Below are 15,515 nucleotides of genomic sequence, written 5' to 3'. Positions count from 1 at the left end.
GGTCCGCGCGGCACAGGCACCCGGTACCGAAACCGACCAGGTCCGAACCCTGTCCGCTCCGATTCCGACCCGCCTCAGAGCCGAACCGAACACACCAGAGCCCATCCGATCTGTCCCTTCCATGAGCCGCGGGATCCGTGCGATCCACTCGACCGACGCGGCCCCGAGACCCCCCACGCCGCACCACCTGGCCCATGAAGCCTCCGTTCTCTGCACCGCAGGAGATCGCCGTGACCATCACCCCGCCCGCCCTGAGCGTCTTCGAGACCATCGAGTCCGAGGTGCGCAGCTACTGCCGCGGCTGGCCTGCCGTCTTCGACCGCGCGCAGGGCAGCCGCCTCACCGACGAGGACGGCCACTCGTACCTCGACTTCTTCGCCGGCGCCGGATCACTCAACTACGGCCACAACAACCCCGTGCTGAAACGCGCGCTGATCGACTACATCGAGCGCGACGGCATCACGCACGGCCTGGACATGGCCACCACCGCGAAGCGCGCGTTCCTCGAGTCCTTCCAGAACGTCATCCTGCGCCCCCGCGACCTGCCGTACAAGGTCATGTTCCCGGGCCCGACGGGCACCAACGCCGTCGAGTCCGCGCTGAAGCTGGCCCGCAAGGTGAAGGACCGCGAGTCGGTGGTCTCCTTCACCAACGCCTTCCACGGCATGTCGCTCGGCTCCCTCGCCGTCACCGGCAACGCCTTCAAGCGCGCGGGCGCCGGCATCCCGCTGGTCCACGGCACACCGATGCCGTTCGACCACTACCTCGACGACAGCGTGCCGGACTTCCTCTGGTTCGAGCGGCTGCTCCTCGACCGCGGCTCCGGCCTCAACAAGCCCGCCGCCGTGATCGTGGAGACCGTGCAGGGCGAGGGCGGCATCAACGTGGCGCGCCCCGAGTGGCTGCGCGCGCTCGCCGACCTGTGCGAGCGCCACGACATGCTGCTGATCGTGGACGACATCCAGATGGGGTGCGGCCGCACCGGCCCGTTCTTCTCCTTCGAGGAGGCCGGGATCGTCCCCGACATCGTCACCGTGTCCAAGTCCATCAGCGGCTACGGCCTGCCGATGTCGCTCTGCCTGTTCAAGCCGGAGCTCGACATCTGGGAGCCCGGCGAGCACAACGGCACGTTCCGCGGCAACAACCCGGCCTTCGTCACGGCCGCCGCCGCGCTCAACACGTACTGGGCCGACGGCCAGATGGAGAAGCAGACCCTCGCACGCGGCGAGCAGGTCGAACAGGCGCTCGCGGAGATCTGCGCGGAGAGCGCGGGCGGCGACGCCGAGTTCCGCGGGCGGGGCCTCGTATGGGGCCTGGAGTTCCGCGACAAGGCGCGGGCGACGGCCGTGTGCAGGCGCGCCTTCGAGCTCGGTCTGCTGCTGGAGACGTCGGGTCCCGAGAGCGAGGTCGTGAAGCTGCTGCCGCCGCTGACCGTCACGCCCGAGGAACTGGACGAGGGCCTGCGCACGCTGGCGCGCGCCGTGCGGGACACCGCACGGGTCCCGGCCGCCGCGGTCTGACCCGGCCGACCGCGCGGCCGGACGGTGCAGAACCGTTCGTGCCGTGCGGCGCGGCCCGAGCGAGAACCCACAGGAGAAGACCGGAGACCTGCCCGGTCCGTCCGCCCGGCCACCGCGGGGCGGACGGACCGGGTGTGGGACACACCGTGCCGGCCGGGTACCCGGCCGGTGTCGCGCGTCCCGCACCCCCTCCACGGGGCGGTCCCCTTCCGGGGGCGCCCCGCAGGTCCGCACAGAGAGAGGCAAGAACGCACCGTGATCGTCCGATCGTTCAAGGACATCGAGAACACCGACCGCCATGTGAAGGCCGCGTCCGGTACGTGGGAGAGCAAGCGCATCGTGCTCGCCAAGGAGAAGGTCGGCTTCTCGCTGCACGAGACCATCATGTACGCGGGCACGGAGACGTCGATGTGGTACGCGAACCACATCGAGGCCGTGCTCTGCGTCGAGGGCGAGGCCCAGGTGACCAACGACGAGACCGGCGAGGTCCACGACATCACGCCCGGCACGATGTACCTGCTCGACGGGCACGAGCACCACACCGTGCGGCCCAAGTCGGACTTCCGTGTCATCTGCGTGTTCAACCCGCCGGTGACGGGCCGGGAGGACCACGACGAGAACGGCGTCTACCCGCTGCTGACCGAGGACTGACCCCGGACAGCGCGCCCCGCCCGCGCGGGCGGGGCGCCATGGACTGGCCCGTGCGGCGCCGCCCCCGCCCGCGCGACGGGCGGCGGCACGCGGCGGGGCAGACGGAACAGAAGGACACGACGGGAACAGAGCAGCACCGGTACTCCACCGGAACCCGGAATACCGAGGAAGGAAGACCATGACCACCGCCCCAGCCAAGCCGAAGGACCTCTACCCCACCCGCGGCGCCACCGAGGTCGTCACCCCGCGCCAGGACCCCGTCGTCTGGTCGGCCCCGGACGCTCCGGGACCGATCGAGCCGGCCGGTCTCGGCGCCTTCCAGCGCGACGGGTTCCTCGCGATCGACCAGCTCGTCGGCCCCGCCGAGGTGGAGCGCTTCCGCGCGGAGACCCAGCGGCTGATCACCGACCCGGCGATCAGGGCCGACGAGCGCTCCATCGTCGAGCCGCGCTCGCAGGAGATCAGGTCCGTCTTCGAGATCCACAAGATCAGCGACGTGTTCGCCTCGCTCGTGCGGGACGAGCGGGTCGTGGGCATCGCCCGGCAGATCCTCGGCTCCGACGTGTACGTGCACCAGTCGCGGATCAACCTGAAGCCGGGCTTCGGCGCCTCCGGCTTCTACTGGCACTCGGACTTCGAGACCTGGCACGCGGAGGACGGCCTGCCGAACATGCGGGCCGTCTCGGTGTCGATCGCGCTGACCGAGAACCTCGACACCAACGGCGGCCTGATGATCATGCCGGGCTCGCACATGTCGTTCCTCGGCTGCGCGGGCGAGACGCCGAAGGACAACTACAAGAGGTCGCTCCAGATGCAGGACGCGGGCACCCCGTCGGACGAGGCGCTGACGAAGATGGCCGACGCGCACGGCATCAAGCTGTTCACCGGCAGGGCCGGCTCGGCGACCTGGTTCGACTGCAACTGCATGCACGGCTCGGGCGACAACATCACGCCGTACGCCCGCAGCAACGTGTTCATCGTGTTCAACAGCGTGGAGAACACCGCGGTGGACCCGTTCGCCGCGCCGGTGCCGCGCCCGGACTTCATCGGCGCGCGGGACTTCACGCCCGTGCGCTGAGCCCGCGCGGCGGGGCGCGTAGGGGGAGGGGGCGGCGGACCCGGTGGTCCGCCGCCCCCTCCGCCGCGCCTGGTGCACCGGCCGCGCGGGGCGTCCGTGGTGTCAGACAGACGGGTCAGACGGCGGCGGCGCGGCTCTCCCACGCCTGCTGGAGTGCCTGCGTGAACACCTCGACGGGCTGCGCGCCCGACAGGCCGTAGCGCCGGTCGAGCACGAAGAACGGCACGCCGTTCGCGCCGAGTTCCGCGGCCTCGCGCTCGTCGTCGCGGACCGCGTCCGCGTACGCGTCGGGGTCGGCGAGCACGGACCGCACCTCCGCCCCGTCGAGACCGGCCTCGACGGCGATCGCGAGCACGGTGTCCGGCGCGTACACGGACCGCTCCTCGGCGAAGTTGGCGCGGTAGGCGAGGTCGAGCAGCTCGCTCTGCACACCGCGTTCCTTGGCCAGGTGCAGCACCCGGTGGAGGTCGAAGGTGTTGCCGTGGTCGCGGCCCTCGGTGCGGTAACCGAGGCCCTCGGCGCGGGCGTTGGACGCGACGTGCTCCTCCATCGCCTGCGCCTCCTCGCGCGAGCGCCCGTACTTCGCGGCCAGCAGGTCCACGACGGTCTCCCCCGGTGCGGGGGCGGCGGCCGGGTCAAGCTCGAAGGACCGGTGCACGACCTCGACGCCGTCGCGCTCCGCGAAGGCCGCGAGGCCCTTCTCGAAGCGCGCCTTGCCGATGTAGCACCACGGGCAGGCGATGTCGCTCCAGATCTCGACGCGCATGGGTATCCGGGTCCGTTTCTCTCGGTTGCTCAGGTACTCGGCAATGCTCCGGGATGCTCTGTGACTCCCGGTCCCGGAATGCTCCGGACGCCACCGGGGCCCGCCGGCTTCGCGGGGCGCGGCGCACGACGGCGCCCGCCGGACGGTCAACGTCCGGCGGGCGCCGTGGCATTCCCGCGCGGTGCGCGGTCAGGCGCGGGGTCCCGCGTCCAGGTCGATGTCGTGGCGCAGCTCCCCGTCCTGCTGCCGCACCGACAGGTAGTCGGCGCGCGGGCCGTGCGCCGCGCCCGCCGCGATCAGCGTGTAGCGGCCGGGTTCGAGGCCGTCGATCCGGTACCTGCCGCCCACGGCGCGCACGCCGGCGCGCCGCTTGCCGCGGTCGCTGACGACCGTGATCCACGCGTCGCAGCCATCGGGGTGCCGGACGCAGCGCAGCGTCCCTGTGACGGTCACCGCGCCGGTGGCGGGGTACGCCTCCGGCGCGGGCGCGGCGTGCCGGCCGCCGGACACGGCACCCGCGGGGGCGGCCTGCCCCTGCGCCTGCCCCGCGGACGGTACGGCACCTGCGGTGGGCGGTACGGCGTGCCCCGCGGGCGGCACGGCCCGGCCGGGCGCGGCGGAGTGGGCGGTGGGAGCGGTGGCGCCGTGGACTCCGGTGGTGCCTGCGTCGCCCGGGGTGCGGGAGTGCGGGGGCCGCTGCGTGGGCACGCCACCGGGCTGGGCGCCGGGGGAGCCGGGCCGCCGCGGCGCGGAGACGCCCCGTACGGCCGGGCCCTGCGCGGTGGCCGCTCGCAGGGCGGCGCTCTGCGCGGCGGCGGCCTGGGCAGCCGCCGCCGTCTCCGCCACGTCGGCGGCGGTGGGCTTCGCCCAGGAGGGCATCGTCGCGCGGACCGGTGCGGCCGCCTCCCGCGGGTCGCGGCCGAAGCCGGCCGCGGTCACGACCTTCAGGCCGCGGGCCTGCGCGTATCCCGCCAGGGTCTCGTCCAGTGCCTTCAGCTCGCGCAGCGCGGTCCCCAGCTGCTCGCCGCGCGGTCCTGACGGCGTGCCGAGCTCCGACTCCAGCTCGCACACCAGCGGGTCGATCCGCACCCAGGCGTCCTCTGGCCCGCCGGTGGCGAAACGCCGGTCGAGCGCGCCGAGCGACTCGGTGAACGTCCGCATGATCTCCTCGATCCGGCCCGCCAGGTGCGGCGCCAGGTCGATGTCGGTGTCGGCGGCCGCGGCGAGCGCGCGGGCGTGCCCGGTGGCGTTGGTGAGCAGCGCGAGACGGTTGGCACCGTCCGGTCCCCGCACCCCGATGGGCATCTTGATCAGCGGCCGGGCAACGCCCTGGATCTGGAAGAGTGCCGCGTCCACGCCGCGGGCGGCGCCGCGCAGCCGCACCGGGGCCTCGGGGTCCTTCCAGCGCTCCACGATCTGCGTGATCAGCTGCTGGATCGCGGCGGTGTAGCCGCGCTCGGCTTCGCGGATGAGGCGGCCGTTGGAGACGGGGAAGATCAGCGCGGCGCAGGCGGTGGCGACGGCGATGCCGATCGCGTTGTCGAGGAGCCGCTCGGCCAGCAGGTGGTCCATGCCGCTGTACGGCGTGGTCAGCCCGTACAGCTGGACCAGCGCGGTGACGAGCCCGACCGCCCAGAGCGCGTACGCGCGCTGCATGCCCCAGGCGCCGAAGGCGAGGCTGCCGACGATGACCGCGAGCGTCGCGTAGACGTGGCCGGGACCGATGAGGTGCAGGAGGACGATGCCGATGACGGCGCCGACGGCGGTGCCCACCATGCGGTGGCCGAACTTGCGCACCCGGTCGTGTGTGGTGTTCGTACCGAAGAGCGTGATCATCACGCCGACCAGGCCCCAGTAGAAGCGGCTGGGGTCGATGGCGTCGGAGATCGGCATGACGATCGCGACGGCGACGCCCGCGTGCAGCGGCAGCCGCAGGTACGGGAGGAGCCGCCGCCAGCCCCGTACGTCCTGGGCGTCGGCGAGGCGGCGGGCGACGGCGCCGGTGCCCGCCGGGCGGTTCTGCTCCAGCGCGATCGTCGGCTGGAAGGGGACCTTGGCGCGGGTGGTCGGGGTGTCGAGGCCGAGGCCGAGCCAGTGGGCCAGGGACTCGGCGAGCGAGTCGAGGAGCCGGCCGACGCGCTCGGCGAGCACGGCGGCCTCGGCCTCGTCCGTGGTCAGCGCCGAGCCCTCGGCCGCCACGGCGGCGGCCTGCTGCCGGATGAGCTGGGCGGCCGGGCGCAGCGCGCCGGCCCGGCCGAGCGGGGTGTCGCGGGCGATGACGAGCCCGACGACGACGGTCTCGCGCAGGGACGGCGTCACCTTGAGACGGGTGAGCTGCTGGACGGCCTGGCCGATGCCCTGGAGGGCGATTTCCGCGTCGAAGAGGTGGCGGTGCAGGAGCTCGGCGGTGCCCGGGTCGGCGGCGACCTCGGGCTGGGCGAGGCGGCCGTCGATGATGACGGTCGTCATGTTGAGGCGGCGCAGGCTGCGGCGCATGCGCCCTACGGCGGTGTCGTGGTCGGCGTCGGGGTCGAGCGCGGCGACGGCGGCGTCCGCGACGCGACGGGCCTCCACGACGAAGGCGCGCTGGGTGCGCAGCAGGTCCTCGCGGGGCATCGGGTAGCAGAAGACGAGCCGGGCAACGAGCACGCCCGCGCAGGAGACCAGGGCGACGAGGAAGGCCTTGAAGCAGAGGTTCACCGGGATGCCGGCCATCATGCCGACCATGAACGAGTTGAACATCATCATGCCGGTGAGCAGGTACAGCGTGCCGAACCTGGCGAGGAAGAAGGTGAGCGCGAGGCCGAAGCCCATCAGGCTGAGTTCGAGGGGGCGGTTGTCGCTCAGGGCCGCCGAGAGCGGGAGGACGGCGGAGAAGGGGAACGGCATCCACAGGATGGCGCGGGCCAGGCGCGGCGCGGTGTTCTCCGCGACCGCGAAGGCGCTCATCAGGCCCATCATGCCGCCGACGATCATGCCGAGCATCGCGGGCAGCCCCACGGCGACGGACATGCCGTAGCCGACGGCGAGCGCCGCGATCATGGATATGACGGACCGCCAGCCGGCCTGGAGCTGGCCGAGGCCGGGGTCGGCCGCGAGGACCCAGTCCCACCAGTGGCGGGGCCCGCCGACGCGGCGGGGCGCCGTGGCGAGGGGGTGGTGGGTGGCGTGGTGCCGGGTGGGGGGCGTGCCGGGGTCCGCCGTGGTGGCGGTCGTCGTGCGGACGGGGGCGGTCAACTGACCTCCGCTTCGATCGGGGTGTGCAGGGCGTCGAGGAGGGTGGAGACGGCGGCGCGCGCGGTGAGGACGGCGCGTTCGGAGTCGTCGGCGCCGCGGCCCTGGGCGGCGAGCCCGGAGCGGATGGCGGCGGCCATGCGGCGGCGCGCCGCGTCGAGGTAGCGCCTGCCCTCGGGGGTGATGGCCGCGTCGACGGCGCGGCGGTCGGTGGCGCACCGGGTGCGCTCCGCGAGCCCGCGCTCGGTCAGCTCCTGGAGTACGACGGTGACCCGGGGCTGGGTCAGACCGGTGTCGGCGGCGAGCTCGGTGACCCGCCGGCTGCGCGCCTCCAGGGAGTCGAGCACGGAGACATGGCTCCGGGAGAGGCCGAAGTCCCCCGCCAGGTAGAGGTCGCGGGAGAGTCGGCCGATGGACCTGAGCAGGCCACGGGCCGCGGCGACGACGCGCTGCTCGTCGGACACCGGCAATGAATGCATACAGCAATTATATAAGACCCCGGCCACCCTCCCTTACCGCCCCACTCCCCCACGGTCAACCCCCGCGCCTCCCCCAGCCCACCCTCACCCCCTGTCCCGCCCGGCCTGCCCCGCTCCGTCGCCCCCGCTCGCGCACGTGGGGCGTGAGCGGTATCACGCCCCACGCCGCCGAAGGGCCCGGACCCGTTCACGGCCGGGGAACAACGGCGGGCCGCGGACCGGAGGTGGTCCGCGGCCCGTGGTGGGTCGGTGGTGGGGGTTACTTCTCCCGGGCGCCGTCCACGCGGCGCGGGAGGCCGAGGGGGTTGTCGTCGCGGAGCTCGGGCGGGAGCAGGGCGGGCGGCGTCGACTGGTAGGTGACCGGGCGCAGCCAGCGCTCGATGGCGGTGGCGCCCACCGAGGTGGAGGTGGAGGTGGTGGCCGGGTACGGGCCGCCGTGCTGCTGCGCGTCGGCCACGGCGACACCGGTCGGCCAGCCGTTGACGAGGACGCGGCCCGCGAGCGGGGTCAGCGCTTCGAGGAGGCCGCCCGCGCCGGGCACGCTGCCGTCGCCCTCGCCCTCGGAGAGGTGCAGCGTCGCCGTGAGGTTGCCGGGCAGCCGGGAGAGGACCGCAAAGACCTCGTCCACCGACGTGTAGCGCGCGACGACGGTGACCGGGCCGAAGCACTCCTCCAGCAGCAGGTCGTGGTCGCCGGGACCGGTGAGGCGGGCCGCGGGGACGGTGAGGAAGCCCGCGCTGACGGTGTGCTCGCTGCCGGCGCCCGGCGTGACCGGCGCGGTGACGTCGTCGAGCGCGGCGCGCTTCTCGATGCCCGCGATGAACGCGTCGCGCATGCGGTGGTCGAGCATGACGCCGTGCTCGGTCTCGCTGACGGCCGCGGTCAGCGCCGTGAGCAGCCGGTCGCCCGCCTCGCCCGCGGGGGCGAGGACGAAGCCCGGCTTGGTGCAGAACTGGCCGACGCCCGAGGACATCGAGCCCGCGAGCCCGGCGCCGATCTCGTCGGCGCGCTCGGCGGCGGCCGCCTCGGTGACGACAACGGGGTTGAGGGAGCCGAGCTCGCCGTGGAAGGGGATCGGCTCGGGCCTGGCCGCCGCCGCGTCGAACAGCGCGCGGCCGCCGCGTACGGAACCGGTGAAGCCGGCCGCGGCGACCAGCGGGTGCTTGACGAGGGCGACGCCCGCGTCGAAGCCGTGCACCAGGATGAGCACGTCCTCCGGCAGGCCGACCTGGGCGGCGGCGCGGCGGATCACCGACGCGCACAGCTCGGAGGTGGCCGGGTGGTCGGGGTGGCCCTTGACGACGACGGGGCAGCCGGCGGCGAGCGCGCTCGCGGTGTCGCCGCCCGGCACGGAGAACGCCAGCGGGAAGTTGCTTGCCGCGTAGACGGCGACGACGCCGAGCGGCAGCTTGTAGCGGCGCAGGTCGGGCCACGGCGGGGTGCGCTTCGGGTCGGCGTGGTCGATGCGCACGTCGAGGAACCAGCCGTCGTCCACGACCTCCGCGAACGCCCTGAACTGCGCGGAGGTGCGGGCGAGTTCGCCGGTGAGCCGGGCCGGGCCGAGCGCGGTCTCCGCGTCGGCCGCCTCGATGACGTGTTCACCCGCCTCGTCCAGCAGGTCAGCGGCGGTGCGCAGCAGCGCGGCCCGCTTCGTGCGGTCGGCGAGCGCGCCGCGGGCGGCGTGCGCCCTGCGTACCGCGTGGTCGACCTCTTCCGGGGTCGCCTCGTCGGCTACGTGCTCGCGCTCCTTCCCCGTGCGAGGGTCGACACTCCAGACTGGTGTTGCTGCCACCGCGGCTTCCTTCCCAAGGGCCTGGGCCTGCGGGCCGTTCCGGAACTGCCTTCGTCAGTGTTCGCTATTCTGAACATGATTCCCGACAGTGAATCTTCAGGGACTCTATTTCCGGCGTTCTGTGGGGTCAAGGCCGTCAAGAGCGGTCAGGGAGAAGGGGCGAGGCGAGGCGTTATGGCGGCTGCGGAGACAGGCGGGGCGGTCGGGGCCGGCGGTACGGGCGGGGCCCAGGTCAAGTCGGCCGTACGGACGGTTGAGCTGCTGGAGTACTTCGCGGGGCGCCCGGGGATGCACTCGCTCGCCACCGTGCAGGAGGCGGTCGGCTACCCGAAGTCCAGCCTCTACATGCTGCTGCGCACGCTGGTCGAGCTCGGCTGGGTGGAGACGGACGCCACGGGGACACGCTACGGCATCGGGGTGCGGGCCCTGCTGGTGGGTACGTCGTACATCGACGGCGACGAGGTCGTCGCCGCGGCGCGCCCCGCGCTCGACCGGCTGTCGGACGACACGGCGGAGACGATCCACCTGGCACGGCTCGACGGCACCAACGTCGTCTATCTCGCGACCCGTCAGTCACAGCACTACCTGCGGCCGTTCACCCGGGTCGGCCGCCGCCTCCCCGCGCACTCGACGTCGCTCGGCAAGGCGCTGCTCTCGACGTACAGCGACGAGCAGGTCCGCTCGATGCTGCCCGCCGAGCTGCCCGCGCTGACGGAGAACACCATCACGGACCGCGAGAAGCTGATCGAGGAGCTGCACGCGGTACGGGAGCAGGGCTACGCGGTCGACCGCGAGGAGAACACCCTCGGCCTGCGCTGCTTCGGCATCGCGATCCCGTACCGCACGCCCGCGCGGGACGCGGTCAGCTGCTCGGTGCCGGTGGCACGGCTGACGCCCGCGCACGAACAGACCGTACGGGACGCGCTGTTCGACGCCCGCGACCGCCTGACCATGGCGACCCGCCACCTCTGACCGCCCCGCCGGGCCCACGAGACCGGGCGCCCGGCCCCAGCCCCACCGGATCCCCGCCCCTGGGCCGCCCCGCGGCTGCGCCCGTCCGGCCCCGCCGGCCGTCCCCACGCCCGCCCCGGGGACGGAGGACCTCCGGCATGCCCGCCCGGCAGGGGCCGCCCTCCGGCGCCCGTGGGGCCTGGCGCCGCACGAGCCGGCGCGCCCGGCGCCGCAGGGCCCCGGCGCCCCGTGTTCACTACTTGGCGGCCCCCGCTCCGTTCGTCCCGAAAGACGTTCATCTTCTTGACGCGCACCAGACAACGCCACATTATCGGCTCACCCTTTGAGAGCGCTCTCCATACGAGAGGCAAACCCCCATGTCCCGTCCGCCAAGAACCCGCAGCCGCGCGCGGCTCGCCCTCCTCCTCGGCTTCGTCGTGCTCGCGGCGAGCACGCTGCTCGGCGCGGGCGCCACCGACTCCCGCGCCGACGGGCCCGTGCTCCTCTCGCAGGGGAGGACCGCCACGGCCTCCTCCGCGGAGAACAACACCTTCCCCGCCTCCGCCGCGGTCGACGGCGACCCCGGCACCCGCTGGTCGAGCGCGCAGGGCGCCGACCCGCAGTGGATCGAGGTCGACCTGGGCTCCGCGCAGGCCCTCTCCCAGGTGACGCTCACCTGGGAGGCCGCGTACGCGAAGGCGTTCCAGATCCAGACCTCCACCGACAACTCCCACTGGACGACCGTCTACTCGACGGCGAACGGCACCGGCGGCACGCAGACCCTCCCGGTCTCCGGCTCCGGGCGTTGGGTCCGGGTGTACGGCACGCAGCGCGCCACGGACTTCGGCTACTCCCTGTGGGAGTTCCAGGTCTACGGCCCGTCCCGGGACACCGGCGGCGCCGAGCCCTGCGGCACCACGACCGCCGCGCTCGGCAAGCCGGCCAAGGCGTCCTCCGTGCAGGACCAGAGCTTCACTCCGGGCGCCGCCTTCGACGGCAACGCCGGCACCCGCTGGTCGAGCGAGGCGAGCGACCCGCAGTGGATCCAGGTCGACCTGGGCGCCGCCACGACCGTCTGCGGCGCGCAGCTGACCTGGGAGGCCGCGTACGCAACCGCATACCAGATCCAGGTGTCGGACAACGGCACCGACTGGACGAGCGTCTACTCGACCACGTCGGGCAAGGGCGGCACGGAGAACATCAGCTTCTCCCCCACCAGCACCCGCTACCTCCGCATGTACGGCACGCAGCGCGCCACCCCGTACGGCTACTCGCTGTGGGAGTTCACCGTGCTGACGCCCGGTGGCACCGCGCCGCCGTCGGGCGGCAACGGTGACTGCCCGTGGGTGGGCTCGACCGCGCCGGTCGCCACCAGGGTCGGCCAGGTGCTCGCGGAGATGACGCAGGCCCAGAAGATCTCGCTGCTGCACGGCAACGGCAACGCGTCGCCGTACATCGGCAACCTCTCCGGCATCCCGTCGCTGTGCATCCCCGACGTCGGCTTCCAGGACGGGCCGAGCGGCGTGGGCGACGGCATGGGCGGCGTGACGCAGCTGCCGTCCGCGGTCTCGTCGGCCGCCACCTGGAACCCGTCGCTCGTGCAGCAGTACGGGGCGGTCGCGGGCGCCGAGTTCGCGGGCAAGGGCGCGGGCGTCGCGCTCGGCCCGACGCTGAACATCGTGCGCGACCCGCGCTGGGGCCGCGCGTTCGAGACGTACAGCGAGGACCCCTATCTGACGGCCTCGATGGCCACCGCCAACGTGCAGGGCCTGCAGAGCCAGGGCGTGATGGCGGAGCCGAAGCACGTGGCCGTCTACAACCAGGAGACGAACCGCAACGGCCCGGCCGACAACGCGATCGTCGACACCAGGACCCTCCAGGAGATCTACCTGCCCGGGTTCCAGTCGGTGGTCGGCAAGGGCGCGGCGGCCTCGGTGATGTGCGGGTACTCCACGGTCAACGGCGACTACGACTGCGACAGCGGCTATCTGCTGAACACGGCGCTGTACCAGCAGGCCGGGTTCAACGGCTTCGTCACCAGCGACTGGGGCGGCGCGCACTCGACCGTGAAGGCCGCGAACAACGGCATGACGATCGAGATGCCCGGCGGCTACTTCTACGCCGACTTCCTCGCGCAGGCCCTGGCCGACGGCCAGGTCAGCCAGGACACACTGAACACGATGGTGGGCCGGGTGCTGACGCAGATGTTCGCGTTCGGCCTCTTCGACAAGGAGAACACCGGGTCCCCGAGCGCGACGGTCACCTCCGCGGCGCACCAGGACACCGCGCGGCAGGTCGCCGAGCAGGGCACGGTCCTGCTGAAGAACGACGGCGACGTGCTGCCGCTGACGTCCGCCACGAAGTCCATCGCGGTCCTGGGCACGGACGGCGGCGCGGGCGTGCAGAGCGTGGGCGGCGGCAGCGCCACCGCCACGAGCTCGGGCACGGTCTCGCCGCTCGACGGCATCAGGGCACGCGCGGGCTCCGGCGTCGATGTCCGGTACAACGACGCCACGGACACCGGCGCGGCGGTCGCGCTCGCCAGGTCGTCGGACGTGGCGATCGTGTTCGCCAGCTACGGCGAGCAGGAGGGCACCGACCTGACCAGCATCGACCTGCCGGGCCAGCAGAACGCGCTGATCTCGCAGGTGGCCGCGGCGAATCCGAACACCATCGTGGTGCTCAACACCGGTTCCGCGGTGACGATGCCGTGGCTCGGCCAGGTCAAGGGCGTGGTGGAGAACTGGTACGCGGGCCAGGAGGTCGGCACGGCGCTCGCGCGCCTGCTGTACGGGGACGACGACTTCTCCGGCAAGCTGCCGGTGACGTTCCCCAAGAGCCTCGCGGACGTGCCCGCGCACACCACCGCCCAGTGGCCGGGCAACGGGACGGACGTGCAGTACTCGGAGGGTCTCGACGTCGGCTACCGCTGGTACGACGACCAGGGCGTCGAGCCCCTCTTCCCGTTCGGCTACGGCCTCTCGTACACGTCGTTCGGCTTCTCCGGGCTGCAGATCGGCGCGGCGGACGGCGCGGGCAACCGCACGGTCACCGCGACCGTGACGAACACCGGGTCGCGTGCGGGCGCCGAGGTGGCGCAGCTCTACCTGGGCTCCCCCGCGGCGGGCGAGCCCGCGAAGCAGCTGAAGGGCTTCCAGCGGGTGGACCTCCAGCCGGGGGCGAGCACACAGGTGTCGTTCACGCTGACACCGCACGACCTGGCGTACTGGTCGACGTCGGCGAACGCCTGGCAGACGCCCTCGGGCGCCTTCCGCATCCAGGTGGGCGACTCGTCGCGGAACCTGCCGCTGACGGGCACGCTCAACGTCTCCGCGGCGAGCGCGACGGCCGCGGCGAAGGCGGCGCCGCAGGCGGTGGGCGGCACCAGCGGATCGCTGCGGATCGCCGACCCGCAGGGGATGAGCAGCCCCGCGGGCGCGAAGGTGTCGCTGCCGGTGAAGGCGTCCGCCGCGGACGCCGTGTACGCGGGGTCCGGCCTGCCGAAGGGCCTGTCCCTGACGCGGGACGGCGTGATCACCGGGCGCGCCACGCAGAAGGGCACGGCGACCGTGACGGTCACGGCGACCACACCCGCGGGGGCGCGGGCCACGGCGACCTTCGTCTGGACGGTCACCTGAGACGGCCGCGCGCGGTGGCGCCCGCCCGTCCACCCCGCGCGGCTCCCTGAAGGGCCCGGCCCCGCAGGAGTGCTCCTGCGGGGCCGGGCCCCTCGCGCGGGCGGAGCCGTACGGCTCAGGTCCGCAGGTAGGAGGCGCCGTTGAGGTCGAGCACGGCGCCCGACGCCCATTCGGCGCCGTCCGAGGCGAGCCAGAGCACGGCCGCCGCGACCTCCTCGACCGTGGCGACCCGGCCGAACGGGCTCTGCGCGCGGATCGCCGCGCCCTCGGCGCCGGCCAGCCGGTGCGCGACCCGGTCGGTGGCGATGAAGCCGGGTGCGACGGACGCGACGGCGATGCCGTGCGGACCGAGCGCCACAGCGAGCGACTGGCCGAGCGCGTGCAGGCCCGCCTTGGACGCGCCGTACGCGGGGTAGTCGGGCTCGCCCCTGAAGGCGCCGCGCGAGCCGACGTTGACGACCCGGCCGCGCACGCCGCGCTCCACCATCCGCCCCGCGATCCGGTGGGCCAGCAGCGCGGGCGCGGTCAGATTGACCGCGACATGGCGCTGCCAGCGCGCGGCGAACTCCTCGTACGGCGTGCTCAGCGGCGGGTGCGCGTCGTTGACCGCGGCGTTGTTGACCAGCACGTCCACCCCGCCGAGGCCCTCGTCCGCCAGGTCCGCGACGCGGGCGGCGCCCGCCGGGTCCGAGAGGTCGCCGCCGACCAGGGTGTGTCCGTCGCCCGCGAGCAGTCCGAGCGTCTCGCGGGCGCCCTCCTCGCGGCTGCCGTAGTGCACGGCGACCCGGTCGCCCTGCGCGGCGAACGCCACGGCGAGCGCGCGGCCGAGGCCGCCCGACGCGCCGGTGACGAGGACGCCGCGGCCCGCCGCGGTCACAGCGCCTGCGCCGCGGGCTTGACCATGCCGCGCACCGTACGGGACTTCACGAAGTCGCCCATCGCCGTCATCTCCCACTCTCCCGAGAACTGCTTGATCAGTTTCGCCATCATGACGCCTGTCTGCGGCTCGGCGTTGGTCAGGTCGAAGCGGACCAGTTCCTCGTCGGTCGCGGCGTCGAGGAGGCGGCAGTACGCCTTGGCGACCTCGGTGAACTTCTGTCCGGAGAAGGAGTTGACGGTGAAGACGAGACCGGTGGCCTCCGCGGGCAGCCTGCCGAGGTCCACGACGATGACCTCGTCGTCGCCCGCGCCCTCGCCCGTGAGGTTGTCGCCCGAGTGCTTGACGGCGCCGCCGAGGATGCTGAGGCGGCCGAAGTAGCAGCTGTCGAGGTGCTTGCGGTCGGGTCCGAACGCGACGACGGAGGCGTCCAGGTCGATGTCCTTGCCCCGGAAGGCGGGCTCCCAGCCGAGGCCCATCTTCACCTGGGAGAGCAGCGGGCGGCCGCCCTTGACCAGCGAGACCGTCT

At 73.4% G+C, this 15,515-nt stretch carries 11 protein-coding genes; 5 read left to right on the top strand and 6 right to left on the bottom strand.

Translation table 11 applies throughout. The features are described 5' to 3' along the window. Positions 1-230 precede the first annotated feature (230 nt). The 3 genes from ectB (at position 231) to thpD (ending at position 3,249) form a co-directional block, all read left to right on the top strand. Entirely contained in the window at positions 231-1,520 is a 1,290-nt protein-coding gene (gene ectB, locus ABEA77_RS19820; RefSeq protein WP_345649351.1) for a diaminobutyrate--2-oxoglutarate transaminase, read from the top strand. 255 nt (positions 1,521-1,775) lie between these two features. Beyond that, positions 1,776-2,171 carry an ectoine synthase gene (locus ABEA77_RS19815; RefSeq protein ID WP_345649178.1) on the top strand — a complete coding sequence of 132 codons (396 nt, stop codon included), beginning with the start codon at positions 1,776-1,778 and terminating at the stop codon, positions 2,169-2,171. A 178-nt stretch (positions 2,172-2,349) separates the two neighbouring features. Then, positions 2,350-3,249 carry an ectoine hydroxylase gene (thpD, locus tag ABEA77_RS19810; RefSeq protein WP_345649174.1) on the top strand — a complete coding sequence of 300 codons (900 nt, stop codon included), beginning with the start codon at positions 2,350-2,352 and terminating at the stop codon, positions 3,247-3,249. A gap of 115 nt (positions 3,250-3,364) precedes the next feature. On the opposite strand, the gene ABEA77_RS19805 is transcribed toward thpD, so the two are convergent. From ABEA77_RS19805 to ABEA77_RS19790, 4 genes are all read right to left on the bottom strand, one after another. After that, on the bottom strand, positions 3,365-4,015 hold the full coding sequence (locus tag ABEA77_RS19805; protein ID WP_345649171.1) for a DsbA family oxidoreductase: 651 nt from the start codon (positions 4,013-4,015) through the stop codon (positions 3,365-3,367). A gap of 189 nt (positions 4,016-4,204) precedes the next feature. Then, positions 4,205-7,252, bottom strand: a complete 3,048-nt coding sequence (locus ABEA77_RS19800; protein ID WP_345649168.1) for an FUSC family protein — start codon at positions 7,250-7,252, stop codon at positions 4,205-4,207. Beyond that, the gene (locus ABEA77_RS19795) at positions 7,249-7,728 is read right to left on the bottom strand and encodes a MarR family winged helix-turn-helix transcriptional regulator (RefSeq protein ID WP_345649165.1); all 480 of its coding nucleotides are present in this window, start codon (positions 7,726-7,728) and stop codon (positions 7,249-7,251) included. The genes ABEA77_RS19800 and ABEA77_RS19795 overlap by 4 nt, the downstream gene beginning before the upstream one ends. A 259-nt stretch (positions 7,729-7,987) precedes the next feature. Then, complete coding sequence (locus tag ABEA77_RS19790; protein WP_345649162.1) at positions 7,988-9,520, bottom strand: aldehyde dehydrogenase (NADP(+)); 1,533 nt, start codon at positions 9,518-9,520, stop codon at positions 7,988-7,990. A gap of 174 nt (positions 9,521-9,694) precedes the next feature. On the opposite strand from ABEA77_RS19790, the gene ABEA77_RS19785 reads away from it, so the two are divergent. Both ABEA77_RS19785 and ABEA77_RS19780 read left to right on the top strand, forming a co-directional pair. Further along, entirely contained in the window at positions 9,695-10,492 is a 798-nt protein-coding gene (locus ABEA77_RS19785) for an IclR family transcriptional regulator (protein ID WP_345649159.1), read from the top strand. A gap of 356 nt (positions 10,493-10,848) precedes the next feature. Next, a complete protein-coding gene (locus ABEA77_RS19780) occupies positions 10,849-14,109 on the top strand; it encodes a glycoside hydrolase family 3 C-terminal domain-containing protein (protein WP_345649156.1) in 3,261 nt (1,086 codons plus the stop codon). 115 nt (positions 14,110-14,224) lie between these two features. Here the strand turns inward: ABEA77_RS19780 and ABEA77_RS19775 are convergent, their stop codons facing one another. Both ABEA77_RS19775 and ABEA77_RS19770 read right to left on the bottom strand, forming a co-directional pair. After that, entirely contained in the window at positions 14,225-14,986 is a 762-nt protein-coding gene (locus tag ABEA77_RS19775; RefSeq protein ID WP_345649154.1) for an SDR family NAD(P)-dependent oxidoreductase, read from the bottom strand. Further along, on the bottom strand, positions 14,983-15,515 hold a 533-nt coding region (locus ABEA77_RS19770), incomplete at its 5' end, for a TerD family protein (protein ID WP_345649151.1). The genes ABEA77_RS19770 and ABEA77_RS19775, both read right to left, overlap by 4 nt.

Source organism: Streptomyces tremellae (assembly GCF_039540215.1).
Lineage (GTDB): Bacteria > Actinomycetota > Actinomycetes > Streptomycetales > Streptomycetaceae > Streptomyces > Streptomyces tremellae.
Note: the sequence above shows the minus strand (reverse complement) of the source record. Positions and strands in the feature narration are given on the sequence as shown.